This is a genomic window from Isosphaeraceae bacterium EP7 (assembly GCA_038400315.1).
In the GTDB taxonomy this organism is placed as follows: Bacteria; Planctomycetota; Planctomycetia; order Isosphaerales; family Isosphaeraceae; genus EP7.
This window is the reverse complement of sequence record CP151667.1, coordinates 487,037-503,486: the sequence shown is the minus strand read 5'-3', so window position 1 is coordinate 503,486 and position 16,450 is coordinate 487,037. Positions and strand designations below refer to the sequence as shown.

11 protein-coding genes and 1 pseudogene are annotated in these 16,450 nt (G+C 69.4%); 2 read left to right on the top strand and 10 right to left on the bottom strand.

Annotation, left to right across the window (positions count from 1 at the left end):
* Positions 1-298 precede the first annotated feature (298 nt).
* Together EP7_RS02110 and EP7_RS02105 are read left to right on the top strand one after the other, a co-directional pair.
* Positions 299-3,664, top strand: a complete 3,366-nt coding sequence (locus EP7_RS02110) for a tetratricopeptide repeat protein (RefSeq protein WP_463525918.1) — start codon at positions 299-301, stop codon at positions 3,662-3,664.
* Positions 3,661-4,215 carry an ECF-type sigma factor gene (locus tag EP7_RS02105; protein WP_463525917.1) on the top strand — a complete coding sequence of 185 codons (555 nt, stop codon included), beginning with the start codon at positions 3,661-3,663 and terminating at the stop codon, positions 4,213-4,215. The genes EP7_RS02110 and EP7_RS02105 overlap by 4 nt, the downstream gene beginning before the upstream one ends.
* Here the strand turns inward: EP7_RS02105 and EP7_RS02100 are convergent.
* The 10 genes and pseudogenes from EP7_RS02100 to EP7_RS02055 all read right to left on the bottom strand — a co-directional run bounded on the left by EP7_RS02100 (position 4,204) and on the right by EP7_RS02055 (position 16,440).
* Positions 4,204-4,452 carry an IS66 family transposase gene (locus EP7_RS02100; RefSeq protein WP_463525916.1) on the bottom strand — a complete coding sequence of 83 codons (249 nt, stop codon included), beginning with the start codon at positions 4,450-4,452 and terminating at the stop codon, positions 4,204-4,206. The two genes, EP7_RS02105 and EP7_RS02100, sit on opposite strands and share 12 nt — an antisense overlap.
* A 61-nt stretch (positions 4,453-4,513) precedes the next feature.
* A pseudogene (locus EP7_RS02095) lies at positions 4,514-4,597 on the bottom strand (IS66 family transposase zinc-finger binding domain-containing protein); the annotation flags it as partial.
* A gap of 486 nt (positions 4,598-5,083) precedes the next feature.
* Entirely contained in the window at positions 5,084-5,809 is a 726-nt protein-coding gene (locus EP7_RS02090; protein ID WP_463525915.1) for an ABC transporter ATP-binding protein, read from the bottom strand.
* A 58-nt stretch (positions 5,810-5,867) separates the two neighbouring features.
* Positions 5,868-7,106: an ABC transporter permease gene (locus EP7_RS02085; protein ID WP_463525914.1), complete on the bottom strand. Its 1,239-nt coding sequence runs from the start codon at positions 7,104-7,106 to the stop codon at positions 5,868-5,870.
* A 209-nt stretch (positions 7,107-7,315) separates the two neighbouring features.
* Positions 7,316-10,891 (bottom strand): Tex-like N-terminal domain-containing protein, encoded by a 3,576-nt coding sequence (locus EP7_RS02080; RefSeq protein WP_463525913.1) that lies wholly within the window; start codon positions 10,889-10,891, stop codon positions 7,316-7,318.
* Positions 10,892-11,145: 254 nt separating this feature from the next.
* Positions 11,146-12,021, bottom strand: coding sequence for an SDR family oxidoreductase (locus tag EP7_RS02075; protein WP_463525912.1), 876 nt, complete (start codon positions 12,019-12,021; stop codon positions 11,146-11,148).
* Between the two features lie 95 nt (positions 12,022-12,116).
* A complete protein-coding gene (locus EP7_RS02070) occupies positions 12,117-13,295 on the bottom strand; it encodes a zinc-dependent alcohol dehydrogenase (RefSeq protein WP_463525911.1) in 1,179 nt (392 codons plus the stop codon).
* Positions 13,296-13,340: 45 nt separating this feature from the next.
* On the bottom strand, positions 13,341-14,120 hold the full coding sequence (locus EP7_RS02065) for an SRPBCC family protein (protein ID WP_463525910.1): 780 nt from the start codon (positions 14,118-14,120) through the stop codon (positions 13,341-13,343).
* Positions 14,121-14,216: 96 nt separating this feature from the next.
* Positions 14,217-14,999: an SDR family oxidoreductase gene (locus EP7_RS02060; protein ID WP_463525909.1), complete on the bottom strand. Its 783-nt coding sequence runs from the start codon at positions 14,997-14,999 to the stop codon at positions 14,217-14,219.
* A gap of 151 nt (positions 15,000-15,150) precedes the next feature.
* A complete protein-coding gene (locus tag EP7_RS02055; RefSeq protein WP_463525908.1) occupies positions 15,151-16,440 on the bottom strand; it encodes a DUF1501 domain-containing protein in 1,290 nt (429 codons plus the stop codon).
* Positions 16,441-16,450: the final 10 nt, after the last annotated feature.

The following is a 16,450-nucleotide window of genomic DNA, read 5'->3' as shown; positions in this document are numbered from 1 at the left end:
CCCAGGCTGGCATGCCCCGGGGCGTCCCCCTCCCGCAGGCGACGCTTCCCTTGCCTCGGGTTACCGAGCGGTCGTCCACACACGGGGACGCTCGGTGTCGGTCCGCCGGTGAGGGGCCGGCAAGTGCCATGTTGATCCCTCGTGGTTGATGAATGAAGGAATCCGCCTGACGGCCTCCCTGTCCTCCCGACCCTCGGCCCACCGGCCGAAAAGCCACGAGTCGATCTTTTTCGGATTTCTTGAGACTCCGCGTCCTTGGTTTGCGCCAATCTAGGAAACCAACCCGGAGGCTCTCGACATGGCCCTCGACCCGCGGCGAGTGAAAGCCCTGTTCAACTCCGCACTCGACCTGCCCGACCTGGCGGGCCGGTCCGCCTTCCTTGACCGGGAATGCGGCGACGACGACGAGTTGCGGCGACGACTGGATGAACTCCTCGCCGCCCATGATCATCCCGCCGGCGCGCTGGAGAGGCCCCTCGCGGGGAGCCCCGAGACGGTGACCTCCGCTGACGACGAGATTGCCGACTCGGGGCCGCCGGCCACCGAGGGCGAGCGGACCGCTTCGATCTCCGACCCCGCCGCCTCTTACCGGACGGGACCCCCGTCCCCTCTCATCGACAGCGTCATCGCGGGGCGGTACAAGCTGCGCCAGGAGATCGGCGAGGGGGGGATGGGCACCGTCTTCCTCGCCGATCAGATGCAGCCGGTGAGGCGCCAGGTGGCGCTGAAGCTCATCAAGGCCGGCATGGACTCGAAGACCGTCCTGGCTCGGTTCGAGTCCGAGCGGCAGGCGCTGGCCCTGATGGACCACCCGCACATCGCCCGGGTCCTGGATGCCGGCAGCACCGACGCCGGCCGCCCCTTCTTCGTGATGGAGCTGGTCAAGGGCATCCCGCTGACGGACTATTGCGATCAGCATCGGCTGGGCCTCCCGGAACGCCTGTCCCTCTTCCGCCAGATCTGCTCGGCGGTGCAGCATGCCCACCAGAAGGGGATCATCCACCGCGACCTGAAGCCGACGAACATCCTGGTCGAGAGCCACGACGGCCACCCCGTCCCCAAGGTGATCGACTTCGGCCTGGCCAAGGCCACCAGCGGCCTGCAACTGAGCGAACACAGCCTGTACAGCGCCTTCGGCACCGTGGCCGGCACTCCCTGTTACATGGCCCCCGAGCAGGCGTCGTTCAACGCCTTGGATGTGGACACGCGGGCCGACATCTACGGCCTGGGCGTGATCCTCTACGAGCTGCTGACCGGCAGCACCCCGATCCCGCGCGAGACGCTCAAGCGGGCCGCCCTGGATGAGATGCTCCGGATGGTCCGCGAGGTCGAGCCGCCCACGCCGAGCAGCCGGGTAAGCACCTCGGACGGACTGCCGGGCCTGGCCGCCGCCCGCCACATTGAGCCCCAGAGGCTGAGCCGTTTCATCCGCGGCGACCTCGACTGGATCGTGATGAAGGCGCTGGCCAAGGAGCGGCATCGGCGCTACGAGTCGGCCATCGGGCTGGCAAACGACATCGAGCGGTTCACGAACCACGAGCCGGTCAGTGCCGGCCCGCCGACGGCGACCTATCGGTTCCGCAAGTTCGTGCGAAGGAACCGGGGCCGGGTGTTCGCGGCGTCGCTCGTCCTCCTGGCGCTGGTCGGCGGCGTGGTCGGGACGAGCATGGGGCTGGCCGAGGCCAACCGGCAGAGGGGGATCGCCGTCGCCCGGCGGAAGGAGGCCGAGAAGCGGCTCGGCCAGAAGGACAAGCCCAACGAGATCCTGCTCTCGATCTTCCGCGACCTGAACCCTTATAAGGACAGCGACAAGGAGACCCTGCCGCTGTCGGATCGACTCGGGCGGCGTCTCGACCAAGCGACGGCCGCGCTGGAGGGGGAGGCGACCGACGACCCGCTGGGCGTCGCGCGGATGCAGGCGGCCCTGGGCACGTCGCAGCTCGGTCTTGGCTACGCCGAGAAGGCGATCGTCTTGTTGACCAAAGCCCGTGCGACGTTCATGTCGAGGCTCGGCCCCGTTCACCCCGACACGCTCCAGGCCATGAACATGCTCGCCAACGCCTACAGGGCCGCCGGCAAGCCCGACCGCTCCGTGGCGCTCTTGGAGGAGGCGCTGACGAAGGCGAGGCTCGGCCCCGACCACCCCGAAACCCTCTTGACCATGAGCAACCTCGCCATGGGCTACAGGTCCGTCGGCAAGCTTGACCGCGCCGTGCCGCTCTATGAGGAAGCGCTGGCGCTGACGAAGTCGAGGCTCGGCCCCGACCACCCCGACACCATCAAGTTGATGAACCACCTCGCCCAGGGCTACAGCTCCGTCGGCAAGCTTGACCGCGCCATTCCGCTCCAGGAGGAGGCGCTGGCGAAGGCGAGGCTCGGCCCCGACCACCCCCTCACCCTCGGGACCATGAACAGCCTCGCCATGAGCTACATGGGCGCCGGCAAGCCCGACCGCGCCATTCCGCTCCATGAGGAGGCGCTGGCGCTGGCGAAGACGAGGCTCGGCCCCGACCACCCCGACACGCTCCAGGCCATGAACGTCCTCGCCGGGGGCTACCGGTTCGTCGGCAAGCTTGACCGCGCCGTGCCGCTCTGGGAGGAGGCGCTGGCGTTGAGGAAGGCGAGGCTCGGCCCCGACCACCCCGACACGCTCCAGGCCATGGCCGACCTCGCTAGCGCCTACCAGTACGGCGGCAAGCAGCCCGACCGCGCCATTCCGCTCTGGGAGGAGGCGCTGGCGTTGAGGAAGGCGAGGCACGGCCCCGACCACCCCGCCACCCTCGGGACCGTGAACTACCTCGCCAACGCCTACCTGAGCTTCGGCAAGCCCGACCGCGCCATTCCGCTCTGGGAGGAGACGCTGGCGCTGGTGAAGTCGAGCCTCGGCCCCGACCACCCCAACACCCTCTCGATCATGGACAACCTCGCCACGGGCTACTGGTCGCTGGGAAAACTCGATCGATCGATTCCCCTTTACGAGGAGGCCCTCAGACTGCGAGCCGCCAAGTCCGGGACCGATCATCTCGAGACATGGAACGCCAGAGGGTGGTTGGGCGCGATTTACCTGGACGCCGGCAGGCTGGGCGAGGCCCTGCCGCTGCTCGAAGGGGTGGCACGGGCGAGTCGTGAGCACCCCCAGTTGCGCATGCACGCTTCGAGACTTCAGAACGCCTATGTCCGCGCCGGCCAGCCCGACAAGGCTGCCGCCCTCGCCAGGGAGATGCTGGCCGAGGCCCGCGCCACCACGCCCGCGGGCAGTCATACGCGGGCCTCGATCCTCGGCTGGGTGGGGTTGACCCTGCTGGAGGTCGAGGCGTGGGATGAGGCCGAGCCGGTCTTGCGCGAGTGCCTCGCCATCCGCGAGGAGGCCGCGCCCGATGAATGGTTCACTCCGAACACGAGGTCGATGCTTGGCGAAGCCTTGCTCGGCCAGGAGAAATATGCCGAGGCCGAGCCGCTCCTCCGGTCCGGGTACGAGGGGATGACGCAGCGGGCGGACAAGATCCCACCACAAGCCAAGTTGTCGCGCCTCGGCGCGGCCCTCGACCGGCTCATCGCGCTGGCGGAGGCGACCGGCAAGGCCGACGAGGCGAAGGCGTGGAAGGAAGAGCGGGCGAAGTTCCCCGTCGCCGCGCCCCCGAAGCTGGCGAAGGAGGGGAGATGAGCGACGCCCCGCCCGACGGCGGCTTCTTCCCGCTGGTCTACGATGAGCTACGCCGGCTCGCCGCCGCCAAGCTCGCCAGTGAGCGGGCCGGGCACACGCTCGACGCCACCGCCTTGGTCCACGAGGCGTATCTGAGGCTCGGCGGCGCAGCATTCGAGGAGCGGAGCGGGTTCCTCCGGGCGGCGGCCGTGGCGATGCAGCGCATCCTGGTAGACCACGCCCGACGCAAGCGCGCCGCCAGGCGCGGCGGGCGAGGCAAGCGGTTCGCCCTCGACGAGATAGACCGGGTGGTCCACCACGACCCCGACACGGTCCTGGACATCGACGCCGCCCTGGGCAGGCTGTCGGAGGAGGACGCGACGTCGGCCGACCTCGCCCGGCTGCGCCTCTTCGCCGGCCTGTCGATCGAGGAGGCCGCCGAGGCGCTGGGCCTCTCCCGCGCCGCGGCCTTCCGCGAGTGGGCCTACGCCCGGTCGTGGCTCACCGCGGCACTCGCGGCGGGTGAACGGGAAGGCTCCGAGGCGGGGCAGGGTCTGGTATCATCCGTGTGAATGACTGTCGACAGCAACGCCCGTTTTGACCATCAGGTCGAAGAGTGGAGTGAGCAGGTCGGTGCAGGAAGCCATCCAGCCGCAGAGCGTGGCCCGCGATGGCATCACACCGTGGCGGGCGAAGATGTCTTCGAGCCGGTAGAGCGAGAGGTGGTCCGAATATTGACTCGTGATCGTCTGGGCCAGGAGCCCGGGACCGGGGAGCCCCTTGTCGATCGGCTGAGGCGGTTTGTCCACGAGGGCGACAGTTCCTGGCAGGCGCGACAGGCGTAGCGAAATCGCGCCGCTGAATCACCAAGAGCGACGACGGCACGTACTCAAGCTGCTCGCTGACCTCTTCGCCGATCTTCGTCCGCGTGTGTCCGCAGTCCGGGCAGGGCATTTCCTCGGGGGGATAGCTCGTACTCGAACCGCTTCCGGGTCAGGCTCTCGGGGAGCTTCTGTCGCCCCTGCGCCTCCACCGCAGTTTGAGTTTCGCGCCTTCCGGCTCCGGAGGCTCCTCGGCGGCAGCCTCGGCGATGGCATCGGGGGCGTCATCGGTGAATAGGCGAAGCTGGTTGGGATCGACTCTCTCCCGCCAGGGGCCGGACTGGCGAAGGAGCCGTAGCTCGACCTGATGCTCCAGTTGCTCGATCCGCCGCTGCGACTCCTGGATCGTTTCCGCTTGTTGGCAGATGATCTCGTGACAGAGATCCAGGTCGCTGGGGAGTAGGGCGGCGTGCTCACACATGCCAAGATTGTACGGTCAAGAAGGCTTTCGAAGAGGGCCTTCATCGAGGTTGCTCGACGGTTTCTCGGCAAGAGCGCCGCTGCCGCCGGACGCTGCCTGGGGTCCGTATGACGGTTACGGAATCGGAGTCCGTCCAGATCAATGAGCGACGGCGACGCGGCCCTCGCCCCCTTCGACGTGCGGGGGGCGGGCGTCGCCGTCGGAGCTGACGAGGAGGCCGTCCTGGATCTCGAGGACGAGGTCGTCGGGATTGATGAACCGGCGGTCGTGGGTCACGATGATGAGGGTCGTGTTGCGCTGGGCCTGGAGGCGGCGAAGGATCCGGTAGATCTCGTCGCCGGTCTTGCTGTCCAGCTCACCCGTGGGCTCGTCGCCCAGGACCAGGACGGGGTCCTTGACCAGGGCACGCGCCAGGGCGACGCGCTGCTGCTCGCCGCCGGAAAGCTGGTAAGGCCGGTGGTCCAGGCGGTCGCCCAGCCCGACCTCGGTCAGCAGCTCAACGGCGGCCTTGCGCTGGGCGGCCGTGACGCCGCGCGGGAGGAACGGGACGAGGACGTTCTCGACGGCGGTGAGGTTGCTGATCAGGTTGAACGACTGGAAGATGAACCCGACCTTGTCGCGGCGGTAGGCGTTCTGCTCCGCCTCGGTCATCTTCGTCAGGTCGATTCCCTCGACCTCGATCGACCCGGAGGTGGGGTGGTCGAGGGCCCCAAGCATGTAGAGCAGGGTGCTCTTCCCGGAGCCGCTGGGCCCGACGATGAAGGCAAACCGGCCGCGAGGGATATGGCAGGAGACTCCCCGGAGGGCCTCGAACCAGCGCCCGCCGCTGCGGTAGGCCTTGTGCACCTCATTCACGTCGATCATGGGGGCGAGCCTCTCTCGTCGGACCACCCCGAGGGGGGCGTGGCGCGCGGGGCCGGGGTCAATGCGAGCCCAGCCGGATCGCGTCCATGGGAACCAGGCGGGCCGCCCGCCAGGCCGGATACAGGCCGCCGAGCGTCCCCGTGATCAAGGAAAGGCCCACCCCGGTCAGGAACTGGGCCGGGGTGATCGACAGCTTCAGGCCGCCGCCGATGAACGGGTTGGCCAGGGTCGTCAGCAGCAGGGCGAGCCCCGCGCCGACCAGGCCCGAGAGCAGGCCGAGTGCCGCGCTCTCGGCCGTGACCAGCCCGAGCACGTTGCCCTGCGACCAGCCATTGGTGCGCAGGACGCCGAACTCGACGAACCGCTCGGTGGTGCTCATCAGCATCGTGTTAATGATGCCGACGATGCCCACCAGCAAGGCCAGGCTCACCACCATCAGCAGGAACGTGTCGAGCTGGCTGAGCACGACGCCGAAATTGGCCTGGAACTCGGCCATGCTCCGGGCGTCGACGCCTTGCGCCTTCGACTCGACCTCGGCGGCGATCCGGTCATTGTCGCGCGGGTCGAGCGGCTCGACGTAGAAGCTGGAAACGGCGTCCTTGGGCAGTTGCAGCAGCGTCCGGGCCACGTCGATGTCCATGACGAAGACGACGTCCAGGAACATCGAGCCGGTCTCGTAGATCCCGATGATGTTGAACTTGGTCGTGCCGATCTTGATCGTGTCGCCTACTCGCCTGGGCCGCGCCTTGCCGTCCTCGGTGATCGGGAAGCTCTTGGCGAACTTCAGGGGCATGACGACGTTGAGCTGGCCCCGGTCACGCTCGTCCAGAAATCGGCCGCCGTCCTTGGGTAGGATCGCCGAGGGGTAGACCCCGCTGCGAAGGGCCAGGTGGCTCGGAATGTCCTGACCCTGCACCAGCGGGGTGTCGAGGATGCTCTGGATCCGCTTAGACGAGTCCTTGGTGGTCAGGACGTCGAGGACCGTGTTGAACGAGCCCACCCCTTCGATTCGAGGGGCGGGCTGCCAGACCTCGGGCGCGACGGTGCGCACTCCCTTGATCGACTTGAGGAGCGGCTCCAGATCGGCCCGCAGGCTGCTGAAGACCGGGCTGATCGCGTTGTCACGCAGGATCATCAGGCCGGTGATCTTGCTGAGCGTGTCGCCGACCATCTCGCGAAGGCCGCTGGAGACGCTGAACAGGCCGATGACGCCCAGGATGGGGATCGACAGCCCGACCAGGGCCAGGGCCGTACGCAGGGGGCGTGTGAGCAGGTTGCGCCAGGCGAACACGAACATCGGGCGGTTGACTCCTGGACGCAGGCCGGGGTCAGGCGAAAGGCGTCATGAAGCGGATGTCGCCACGCCTGTCTGGTCGATTGTAGACACCCGGGCCGTGGGGCCAAGGGGCGGGACCGGTCCGACGCCTCGATCGTTCACGACCCCGAGGGGACGGATGTCCCGACGGGGTCGTGAGTTCGGATCGATCAGGGCCGGGCCGATTCCGCTCAGGAGGCGTCGCCTTCCGGGGCCTGCGGCTGTTGCTGCGGGGGCTGCTCGTGCTGCGGTTGCGGCTCGCCCGATGAGGGCTGGCCCTCGCCGGGTCCGCCTTCGTCGCCCTCTTCGGGGTCGCGGGCCTGCCAGAGCTGCTTGAGCTGGCCGAACGTGCGGAGCGGGACGCTGCCCGCCAGCGCGTCCTTAGACAGGGGCGGGGGCGGGGGGAGCGGCTTCGCCGGCTTGGGCGGGAGCAGGGGGGTCTGGGGTCGTTCGGGCGGACGCGAGCCGCCGAACCGAGGTCCACCGCGACCGGGACCACCCTGGCCGCCGCCACCGGGCCGTCCGCCGCCACCGCCGTAGCGTGCACCGCCGCCCTGGCCGCCGCCGGGACGTCCGCCGCCACCCTGGCCGCCGCCGTAGCGGCTGCCTCCGGGAGCGGGTCCGGGGCCCTGGCCGGGCTCGGGCGCCGAACCGGCCGGGGGGCCGACCGGGACGCCGGGCAAGATCGGGCCTTCACGCCTGGGGGGACGAGGGCCGGGGGCCGGCCGACGATCGCCGCCGGGGCCCGGGGGACGAGGCTCGCCGCGTCGGACATTGCCGCCGCCGGCCGGGGCACCGCCGCCGGGTCCGCCTTGCTGCCCTCGGGGGCGTTCGGTGCCGGGCTGGACCATCGTCAGGGAGACGCGTTTGCGCTCCTGGTCGACCGACATGACCCAGACGTCGACCACGTCGCCCACCGAGACCACGTCGTGCGGGCTCTTGATGTAGCGATTGGCGAGCTGGCTGATGTGGACGAGCCCCGAGTCCTTCAGGCCGATGTCGACGAAGGCGCCGAAGTCGACCACGTTGAGGACGGTCCCCTTCAGCTCCATGCCGGCGGAGAGGTCCTCGAGCTTGAGGATCCCCTTCTTGAAGATCGGCTTGGGCAGGTCGTCGCGAGGGTCGCGATCGGGCCTGGCCAGGGCGTCGAGGATGTCGGCCAGCGTCGGCTCGCCGATGTTCAGGTCGCGGGCGACGGCCGGGATGTCGATCGTCGCGAGCTTCTCGAGCAGCTCGGGAAGGCGATCCTTCTGGGTGACGATCTCGGGGCCGAAACCGAGGCTCTCCAGCAGCTTGCCGGCGGCCTCGTAGCTCTCGGGGTGGACCCAGGTCCGGTCGAGCGGATTGGCCACCTCCTCGCGCACCTTGAGGAAGCCGGCCGCCTGGGTGAAGGTGGCCGGGCCGATCCCCTCGACCTGCAGAAGCTGGCCGCGGTCGGTGAACGGGCCGTTCGCCTGGCGGTACTCGACCACCCGGCGGGCGGTCACCTGGTTCAGGCCCGAGACGTGCCGCAGGAGCGGGACGCTGGCCGAGTTCAGGTCAACGCCTACGAAGTTCACGCAGCTCATGATGACCGCTTCGAGCGATTCCTTGAGCTGCTTCGGGTTCACGTCGTGTTGGTACAGGCCGACGCCGATGTTCTGCGGCTCGATCTTGACCAGCTCGGAGAGCGGGTCTTGCAGCCTGCGGCCGATGGAGACGGTGCCGCGGACCTTGTCGTCGCTCTCGGGGAACTCCTCGCGGCCGACCGGGCTGACCGAGTAGACGCTGGCGCCGGCCTCGTTCACGATGACGTAGGAGAGCTGCGCCAGGATCGGGTCGGCGACGTGCGGGATGGGGGGCGGCGGCGGGCCGGGCTTGACCTTGGGCGGCCTGGGGCCACCATCGCCCTTGGGCTTGTTGCCCGAGCGCTCCCCGCGGGGGGGCCTGGAAGGCGCCTGGGCCTGCGCGGGCGGTGCGGCCGGGGTATCGGGGGCGGCCTCGGAGGGGGTACCCTCGGCGACGACCTCGGAGAGGGTGCTCTCGGCGGCGACCTCGGTCGACTCGGACTCGGCGGCGGGGTTGCTGGTCGCGTCGCTGTGGGCCAGGACGTCGGCCTTCTGCGCCTCGGCCTCGGGCGACTCCGCCTCGGGGGTGGACGACGGCGGCGGCGTGGCGTCCGCAGGGGCCTCGCCCTCGGTCACTGCGGGGGCCTCGCCTTCGGTCACGGGCTCATCCTCGCCCGAGCCGCCGGAGATGGGCGGCAGGTCGGAGGGGCTGGTGGCCGACGGGTCGGTCTCGGGGGCCGGCTCCGACGCGGGCGCGGGGTCGGGCGCCGGGGTGGGGTCCTTGTGCGACTCTTCGCCGGTGGTCGGCACCGGCATCGAGGGCGTCTCCTGGGGCGCCTCGGCGACGTCAACCGCCTGCGGGGTCGGCTCGACGGCCAGCTCTCCCTCGGCGGCGGCCTGGGCCTCGCCGATCTCGGAGGCGGGGGCCGGCTCAGTCCGGGCCGGGGCCTGGACCTGCACCTGGGGGTGGCTCGCCTTGTACGTCTCGGGGGTCTCGCCGGCCTCTTGGAAGCGGGTCCCCTCGGCGATAATCTCGGCGACCAGCTCCTCGGTCTCGCGGCAGGCGGTGCCGTTGCCGATGGCGACGACGCCGACCTTGTACTTGCCGACCAGATCCTTCAGGTACATCTTGGCCTCGTGCCGCCGATTCTGCGGGGCATGAGGGAAGACGACGCCGCTGTCGAGCAGGGTGCCGAAGTTGTCGAGCACCGCCACCTTGCAGCCGTGCCGCAGGCCCGGGTCGATGGCGAGCACCACCTGACGGGGGATGGGGGGCTGGAGCAGGAGGCTGCGGAGGTTGCGGGCGAAGACCTCGACGGCGTGGCGCTCGGCCATCTCCGTCAGGTCGCGGCGCACCTCACGCTCGAGGCTGGGCAGGAGCAGGCGGTCGAGGGCGTCGAGGGCCGAGCCGCGGAAGAAGTCGGACTGGGGATGCCCCTCCAGCGGCAGCGAGCCGAGCACGGCGGCTTCCAGCTCGGGCCTGGAGACCTCGAGCTTGACCTTCAGGGGGCCTTCTTTGTCCCCTCGGTTGATGGCCAGCACGCGGTGGGGCGGGATCTGGGCGATGGGCTCGGAGTACTCGAAGTAGTCGCGGAACTCCAGGCCCTGGCCTTCGGGGATCTCGCCCTTGATGGTGGAGATCTTGCCGGTCTTCCAGACGGCGCGGCGGGCGGCGTCGCGGACGACGGCCATCTCGCTGATGGCCTCGGCGAGGATGTGGCCGACGCCTTCGAGCACCTTCTCCGGCGAGTCGAGGCCCTTCTCGGCGTCGACGAACTCGGCGGCGGCGGCGGGCAGGTCGGTCAGGGTCTCGTCGCGGTTCCAGACCCGCAAGGCCAGCGGCTCGAGGCCCTTGTCGCGGGCCTCCGACGCCTTGGTCTTCTTCTTGGGCTTGTAGGGGAGGTAGAGGTCTTCGAGCCGCTTGGAGTTCTCGGCCGCGCGGATCGAGGCGGCCAGCTCTTCGGTGAGCTTGCCCTGGGCCTCGATCGACTTGAGGACGGTCTCCTTGCGTTCGGCCAGCTCACGGAGGCGGCCGACGCGCAGCTGCACCTCGTAGATCGCCACTTCGTTCAGGTTACCGGTCCGCTCCTTGCGGTAGCGGGCGATGAACGGGACCGTATTGCCCTCATCGAGCAACTGGACGACGCTTTCGACCTGAACACGCCGGATCTGGAGGTCCTGCGCGATCCGGCCAAGGTCGACCTGAATCGGGTTGTCCATGAGGAACGGCACCTGAAAGGGTGGACGGCGACTGCCGAGTGGGCCATCTGGTCCGCCCCGCGACCGAGAAACCGCGTGAGCGGCGTGGTGTGCGCGGGCGAACTGTCCGGGAGACGCCCCGAAAAGGAAGGGTCAATCTAGAACAAGGCCAACCCCCCTGTCAAGCAACCAGCAAGAACCCGCCCGAGACTCAAGCCGACGCCCCGGCGGATGTTCCGCCGCCGGCGTGAAGATGGGCAAGCCGTGCGGGCGTCTCAGGCGGCCGTGGTCTCGCCCCCGAGGAGGGTCAGGATCTCGCCGCTGATGTAGCTGGAGTCGGCGTCGGAGGCGAAGAAGACGAACGCGGGGGCGACCTCCTCGGGCTGGCCTGCGCGGCCCATCGGCGACTTGACCCCGTGCTGGGCCACCTGCTCGGCGGGCTTCGAGGCCGGCTGGAGCGGCGTCCAGATCGGCCCAGGGGCGACGCAATTGACGCGGATCTTGCGCGGGGCCAGGTTCAGCGCCAGCGACTTGGTGAAGGCGTGGATCGCCCCCTTCGTCGAGGCGTAGTCGATCATATTTTTATTCCCCTCCATGCCGGTGATCGAGCCGCAGTTGACGATGGCCGATCCCTCGGGGAGGTGCTCCAGGGCGGCCTTGGCCATGTAGAAATAGCCGTGGATGTTGGTCCGGAAGGTCTTGTCCCAGTCGTCGTCGCTGATCTCCTCGAGCGATTCGTGGTTCTGCTGGTGGGCGGCGTTGTTGACCAGGATGTCGAGCTTGCCCAGCTCTTTGACGGTGCGTTCGACGGCCTGCCGGCAGAAGGCCGGGTCCTTGACGTCGCCGGGCAGGAGCAGGGCCTTGCCCCCCTCGGCCTCGACGGCGGCCTTCGCCTCGTGGGCGTCGGACTGCTCCTCGGGCAGGTAGACGATGGCGACGTCGGCCCCTTCGCGGGCGTAGAGCACGGCCACCGACCTGCCGATGCCGGAGTCTCCCCCGGTGATGAGGGCGACCTTGCCCTTGAGCTTGCCGGCCCCCTTGTAGTTGGGCGCCAGGTAGTTGGGCCTGGGTGTCATCTCCGATTCGAGGCCGGGGCCCGACTGGGTCTGGGCCGGGAAGGGCCCCTTGGGCTCGACGTTGGGCTGCGGCATCATTCGGGTCCTGTCGACGGGGGCCTTCGGTTGGACGGGGGGGCATACGCCGGGGCGGCCGGCCGGACGAGGGGGCCGCCCCGGAGCGCGGTCGGTCAGTTCATGCTGTGGGGCTTCAGGACGACCTTGGTGCATTCGTTCTGGGAGGTGGCGAAGAGGTTGTAGGCCTCGGCCGCGCGATCCAGGGGGAAGCGATGGCTGATGATGAAGGAAGGGTCGATCTCCCCCTTCTCGACCCGCTCCAGCAGCGGCTTCATGTACTTCATCAGGTTGGTCTGGCCGGCCTTGAGGGTCAGGCCCTTGGCGAAGAGGGCGCCCATCGGGAACTTGTCGGGCAGGCCGCCGTAGACCCCCGGGACCGAGACGTGCCCCCCCTTGCGGCAGGCGTGGATCGCCTGACGGAGGACCTCGATGCGGTCGGTGGTCATGAAGAGCGCGGCCTTGACGTGGTCGTAGACGTTGCCGGCGGTGAGGCCGTGCGCCTCAAGGCCGACCGAGTCGATGCAGCTGTCGGGGCCACGGCCGCCGGTCATCTCCCTGAGGGCCTCGACGACGTCGGCCTCGCGGAAGTTGAGCGTCTCGGCGCCCCCCTTGCGGGCGAGTTCCAGGCGGTGGGGGAACTCGTCGATGGCGATGACCCGCTCGGCGCCCAGCATGAAGGCGCTGCGGATGGCGAACTGGCCGACCGGCCCGGCGCCCCAGACGGCGACGACGTCGCCCCCCTTGATGTCGCAGTAGTCGGCCGCCTGGTAGCCGGTGGGGAAGATGTCGGTGAGGAAGAGGACCTGCTCGTCGGTGAGGCTGTCGGGCACCTTCATCAGTCCGACGTCGGCGAAGGGGACGCGGGCATATTCGGCCTGGCCGCCGGGGTAGCCGCCGTACATGTGGGAGTAGCCGAAGAGGGCCGCGGCGGTGTCGCCGTAGGCGGCCTCCTGCATGTAGGCGTTGGGGTTGCTGTTGTCGCACAGCGCCGAGAGCTTTTGTTTGCAGTAGTAGCAGCTGCCGCAGGAGATTCCGAAGGGGACGACGACGCGGTCGCCGACCTTGATCTCGCGCACGCCCCGGCCGACCTCGATGACCTCTCCCATGAACTCGTGACCGAGAATGTCCCCTTTCTGCATGGTGGGGATGTAGCCGTCGTACAGGTGCAGGTCCGAGCCGCAGATGGCCGTCGTCGTGATTCGGACGATGGCATCCTTGGGGTTGAGGATCTTGGGGTCGGGCACGTTGTTGACGCGGACGTCGGTCTTGCCTTCCCAGCAGAGAGCCTTCATGTGAGTGTCATCCTGGTGCGTGTCGAGTTCGAGCGGACGCGGGGCTCAGGCGGGGCGGACGAGGCTGCCGTTGGCGGCGACCTCCCCGGTCTCCATCAGCTGCTTGAAGCGGCGGAGATGGTCGTGGACGACCCGCTCGGGGCTCTCGCCCATGAATTTGGCGATGGCCTGGCCGACGATGCCCGCGGGGGGCTCGAAGTTGACCTCCAGGGTCACCTCGGTGCCGCGATCGCCGGGCGCGGGGCGGAACTGGACCGAGCCGGCGCTGGTCAGGTCGCCGCCCGGCACGCTGCTCCAGGAGATGACCTCGGGCGGGTTCGAGGTGATGATCTCCGAGTCCCACTGGAGCTTGACGCCGAACGGCCCCTTGACGACCCAGCGCGAGTGGGAGTCGTCGATCCGGCTGATCGACTCGACGTGGTTCATGAACTGCTTGAGATTGTCCACGTCGCTCCAGAAGGCGAACAGCTCGGCGGCCGGCCGGTCGACGGTCAGCGACGCCTTGACGAGAGTGCCGCCGCGGACCTCCTCGGCCAGCTTGCCGGTGGTGCCGGCGGCGGTGTCGACCTCCAGGGCCCGATAGACGGCGCACTGGCCCGTGTAGCCCCGATACATGAGGGCCCCGCCGATGGCGGCCAGGGCCAGGCCGCCCAGGGACCCGCGCTTCAGGCCATAAGTGGCGAGCAGGCCGCCGCCCACGGCGCTGGCCCAGCGCTCGGCGTCGGCCACGTTGACGTGCGCGAGCCTGGATCGATTCCGGTCCTCGACGGCGCGGATCTCTTCGGCCGAGATCGCCCCGGTCGGGTGGGTGCTGAGGGTGCTCATGGTCGTTCTGTGTCCCGTGAAGCGCGGGGCGGCGGACGCCCGCGCCTTTGGTTTCGAGCGGATCGGCCGACGGCGACCGTCTGGCTCCGCATCGGCTCAGCCGATCAGGAGCGACTCGGCGCCGTCGATCCAGATCTCGGTGCCCGTGATATGGTCCGAGGCGTCGGAGGCAAGGAACAGCACAAGCTGTGCCACCTGCTCGGCACGCCCCGGCTTCCCGCCGGTCAGGGGCTGGGAGCCCTCGGGGAACTCGACCGGGATGCGCGCGTCCTCGACGTTCCGGTGCTCGGTGCTCCGGTCGATGTCGGTCTCGATCGCGCCGGGGCAGATGACGTTGACGCGGACCTTGTGCGGGGCCAGCTCCAGGGCGATCATCTTGGCGAAGGCGACCTGCCCGGCCTTCGAGCAGGCGTAGGCGGTGGCCCCCGTGTTGCTGAAGACGCGGGTGCCGTTGATCGACGAATTGACGATCACCGAGCCGCCGCGTTTCTTCAGGTGGGGGGCGGCATATTTGACCGTCAGGAAGGTGCCCATCAGGTTGGTGGTCAGGGTTTCCTGCCACTCCCGGGGCTCAAGCTCTTCCAGCGGGGCCCAGACGCCGTTGACCCCGGCGTTGGCGAAGACGATGTCGAGCCTGCCGTAATCGGCCACGAGGGCCTCGACGGCGTTCTCCACCTGGTCGGGCCTGGAGACGTCGGCCTCCAGCGGCAGCGCCTCGCCGCCGAAGCCCCGGATCTCGGCGGCGACCTCCTCGAGGTCGTCGCGGGACCGGGCCAGCAGGCCGACCTTGGCGCCCTGCATGGCCAGGAGGACCGCCGAGGCGCGGCCGATTCCCGAGCCAGCGCCCGTGACGATCGCGACACGTCCCGATAGCTGCATCGCTCGAACCTCGTGATGCGACGACCGATGGGGGGGTTATGGGGTTCCTCCCACGCGGCGGGCGCGGCAACCCGCGGGTGGGGCGTACCCCGTTCCCGCAATTGCCGCGCCCATGCGCCTCGAGATCCGGATCCGGCCGTCGTGGCCGGGCTCAGCCGAAGAGGGGGGCGATGAGCTTGCCGCCGTCGACGATCTTGATCGGCCGGCCGGCGGGGCTCATGTTCTCCTTGGTGGGGTCGACTTTCAGAGAGTGGAATACGCTGGTGAGCAGGTCGTTGACGGCGACGGGGTGATCGGCCACGGCGGAGCCGTCGGGGGTGGTCGCGCCGATGACCTGGCCCCCTTTCACGCCGCCGCCGGCCAGGGCCATGCTGAAGGCGCGAGGGAAGTGGTCTCGGCCGCCGCGGGCGCTGATCTTCGGGGTCCGGCCGAACTCGCCCATCCAGACGACGAGGGTGGTGTCCAGGCGGCCCCGGCTCTTGAGGTCGGCGATGAGTGCCGAGGCCCCGGCGTCGACGGGGGCGGCCTTCGCGGACAGGTCGAGCAGGGTGTGGGTGTCCCAGCCGCCGGAGCGCACCTCGACGAAGGTGACGCCCACCTCGACCAGGCGGCGGGCCAGCAGGCAGCCGTTGCCGAAGGGGGTGTCGCCGTAGGCGGCGCGGGTCTTGGGGTCCTCGGTGGCCAGGTCGAAGGCCTTCATGTGCGGCGAGAGCACCATGTTGCGCGTCTGCTTGTAGAGCGCGGCGTGGTCGTTCACGCGGTCGCCCCCCCCTTTGGCGCCGAAGGCGACCTGTTCGAGCGAGCCGAGCAGGCCGATCCGGCGGTCGAAGCGGCGGACTTCCACGGGCAAGGTCGTGTTCTGCGGCGGCTTCTCGGGGTCGCGGATGACGAAGGGCTCATATTGGGCCCCCAGCAGGCCGGCGCCTGTGGTGGGGCCGCCGATGCTGACGACGTGGGGCAGGTCGAACTTGGGGTCGCCCAGCTCGGCCGCGGTCAGGCTCCCCAGGCCGGGGTGGCGCACGCTGCCGCTGGGCACATAGCCGGTGTGAAGCTGATAGGTGGCGCGGTCGTGGTTGCCTTCCTTACTCGACATCGACCGGATGAGCGCCAGGTCGCCCATGACCTGCGCGGTCTTCTCCCAGCCCTTGGCGATCCTGATGCCCGGCACGGCGGTCTCGATCGACTTGGTGCCGCCGCCATGCTCGTGGTCGGGCTTGGGGTCCCAGGTCTCAAGCTGGCTGGGGCCTCCCCCCATCCAGAGGAGGATGCAGGCCATGTTCCGCTTGCGGAGGTCGGCCGCCTGCAACGAGAGCAGGTCGGTGAAGCTCACCGAGGCCGCCCCGGCGGCCCCCAGGGTGACGGCCTTGAGGAAGTGGCGGCGGTTGACGACCGCGCCCCCTTGGCCAAGTCCCAGTCGCACGACGCTCTTGTCCCAGCTCATCGGTTCGGGT

Bases quoted from the DNA above. Each gene is read 5' to 3' on its own strand.
- EP7_RS02075 (WP_463525912.1), bottom strand. From the start codon at position 12,021: ATGCCGCAGCCCAACGTCGAGCCCAAGGGGCCCTTCCCGGCCCAGACC.
- EP7_RS02110 (WP_463525918.1), top strand. From the start codon at position 299: ATGGCCCTCGACCCGCGGCGAGTGAAAGCCCTGTTCAACTCCGCACTC.
- EP7_RS02065 (WP_463525910.1), bottom strand. From the start codon at position 14,120: ATGAGCACCCTCAGCACCCACCCGACCGGGGCGATCTCGGCCGAAGAG.
- EP7_RS02085 (WP_463525914.1), bottom strand. From the start codon at position 7,106: ATGTTCGTGTTCGCCTGGCGCAACCTGCTCACACGCCCCCTGCGTACG.
- EP7_RS02070 (WP_463525911.1), bottom strand. From the start codon at position 13,295: ATGAAGGCTCTCTGCTGGGAAGGCAAGACCGACGTCCGCGTCAACAAC.
- EP7_RS02055 (WP_463525908.1), bottom strand. From the start codon at position 16,440: ATGAGCTGGGACAAGAGCGTCGTGCGACTGGGACTTGGCCAAGGGGGC.
- EP7_RS02060 (WP_463525909.1), bottom strand. From the start codon at position 14,999: ATGCAGCTATCGGGACGTGTCGCGATCGTCACGGGCGCTGGCTCGGGA.
- EP7_RS02105 (WP_463525917.1), top strand. From the start codon at position 3,661: ATGAGCGACGCCCCGCCCGACGGCGGCTTCTTCCCGCTGGTCTACGAT.
- EP7_RS02080 (WP_463525913.1), bottom strand. From the start codon at position 10,891: ATGGACAACCCGATTCAGGTCGACCTTGGCCGGATCGCGCAGGACCTC.
- EP7_RS02090 (WP_463525915.1), bottom strand. From the start codon at position 5,809: ATGATCGACGTGAATGAGGTGCACAAGGCCTACCGCAGCGGCGGGCGC.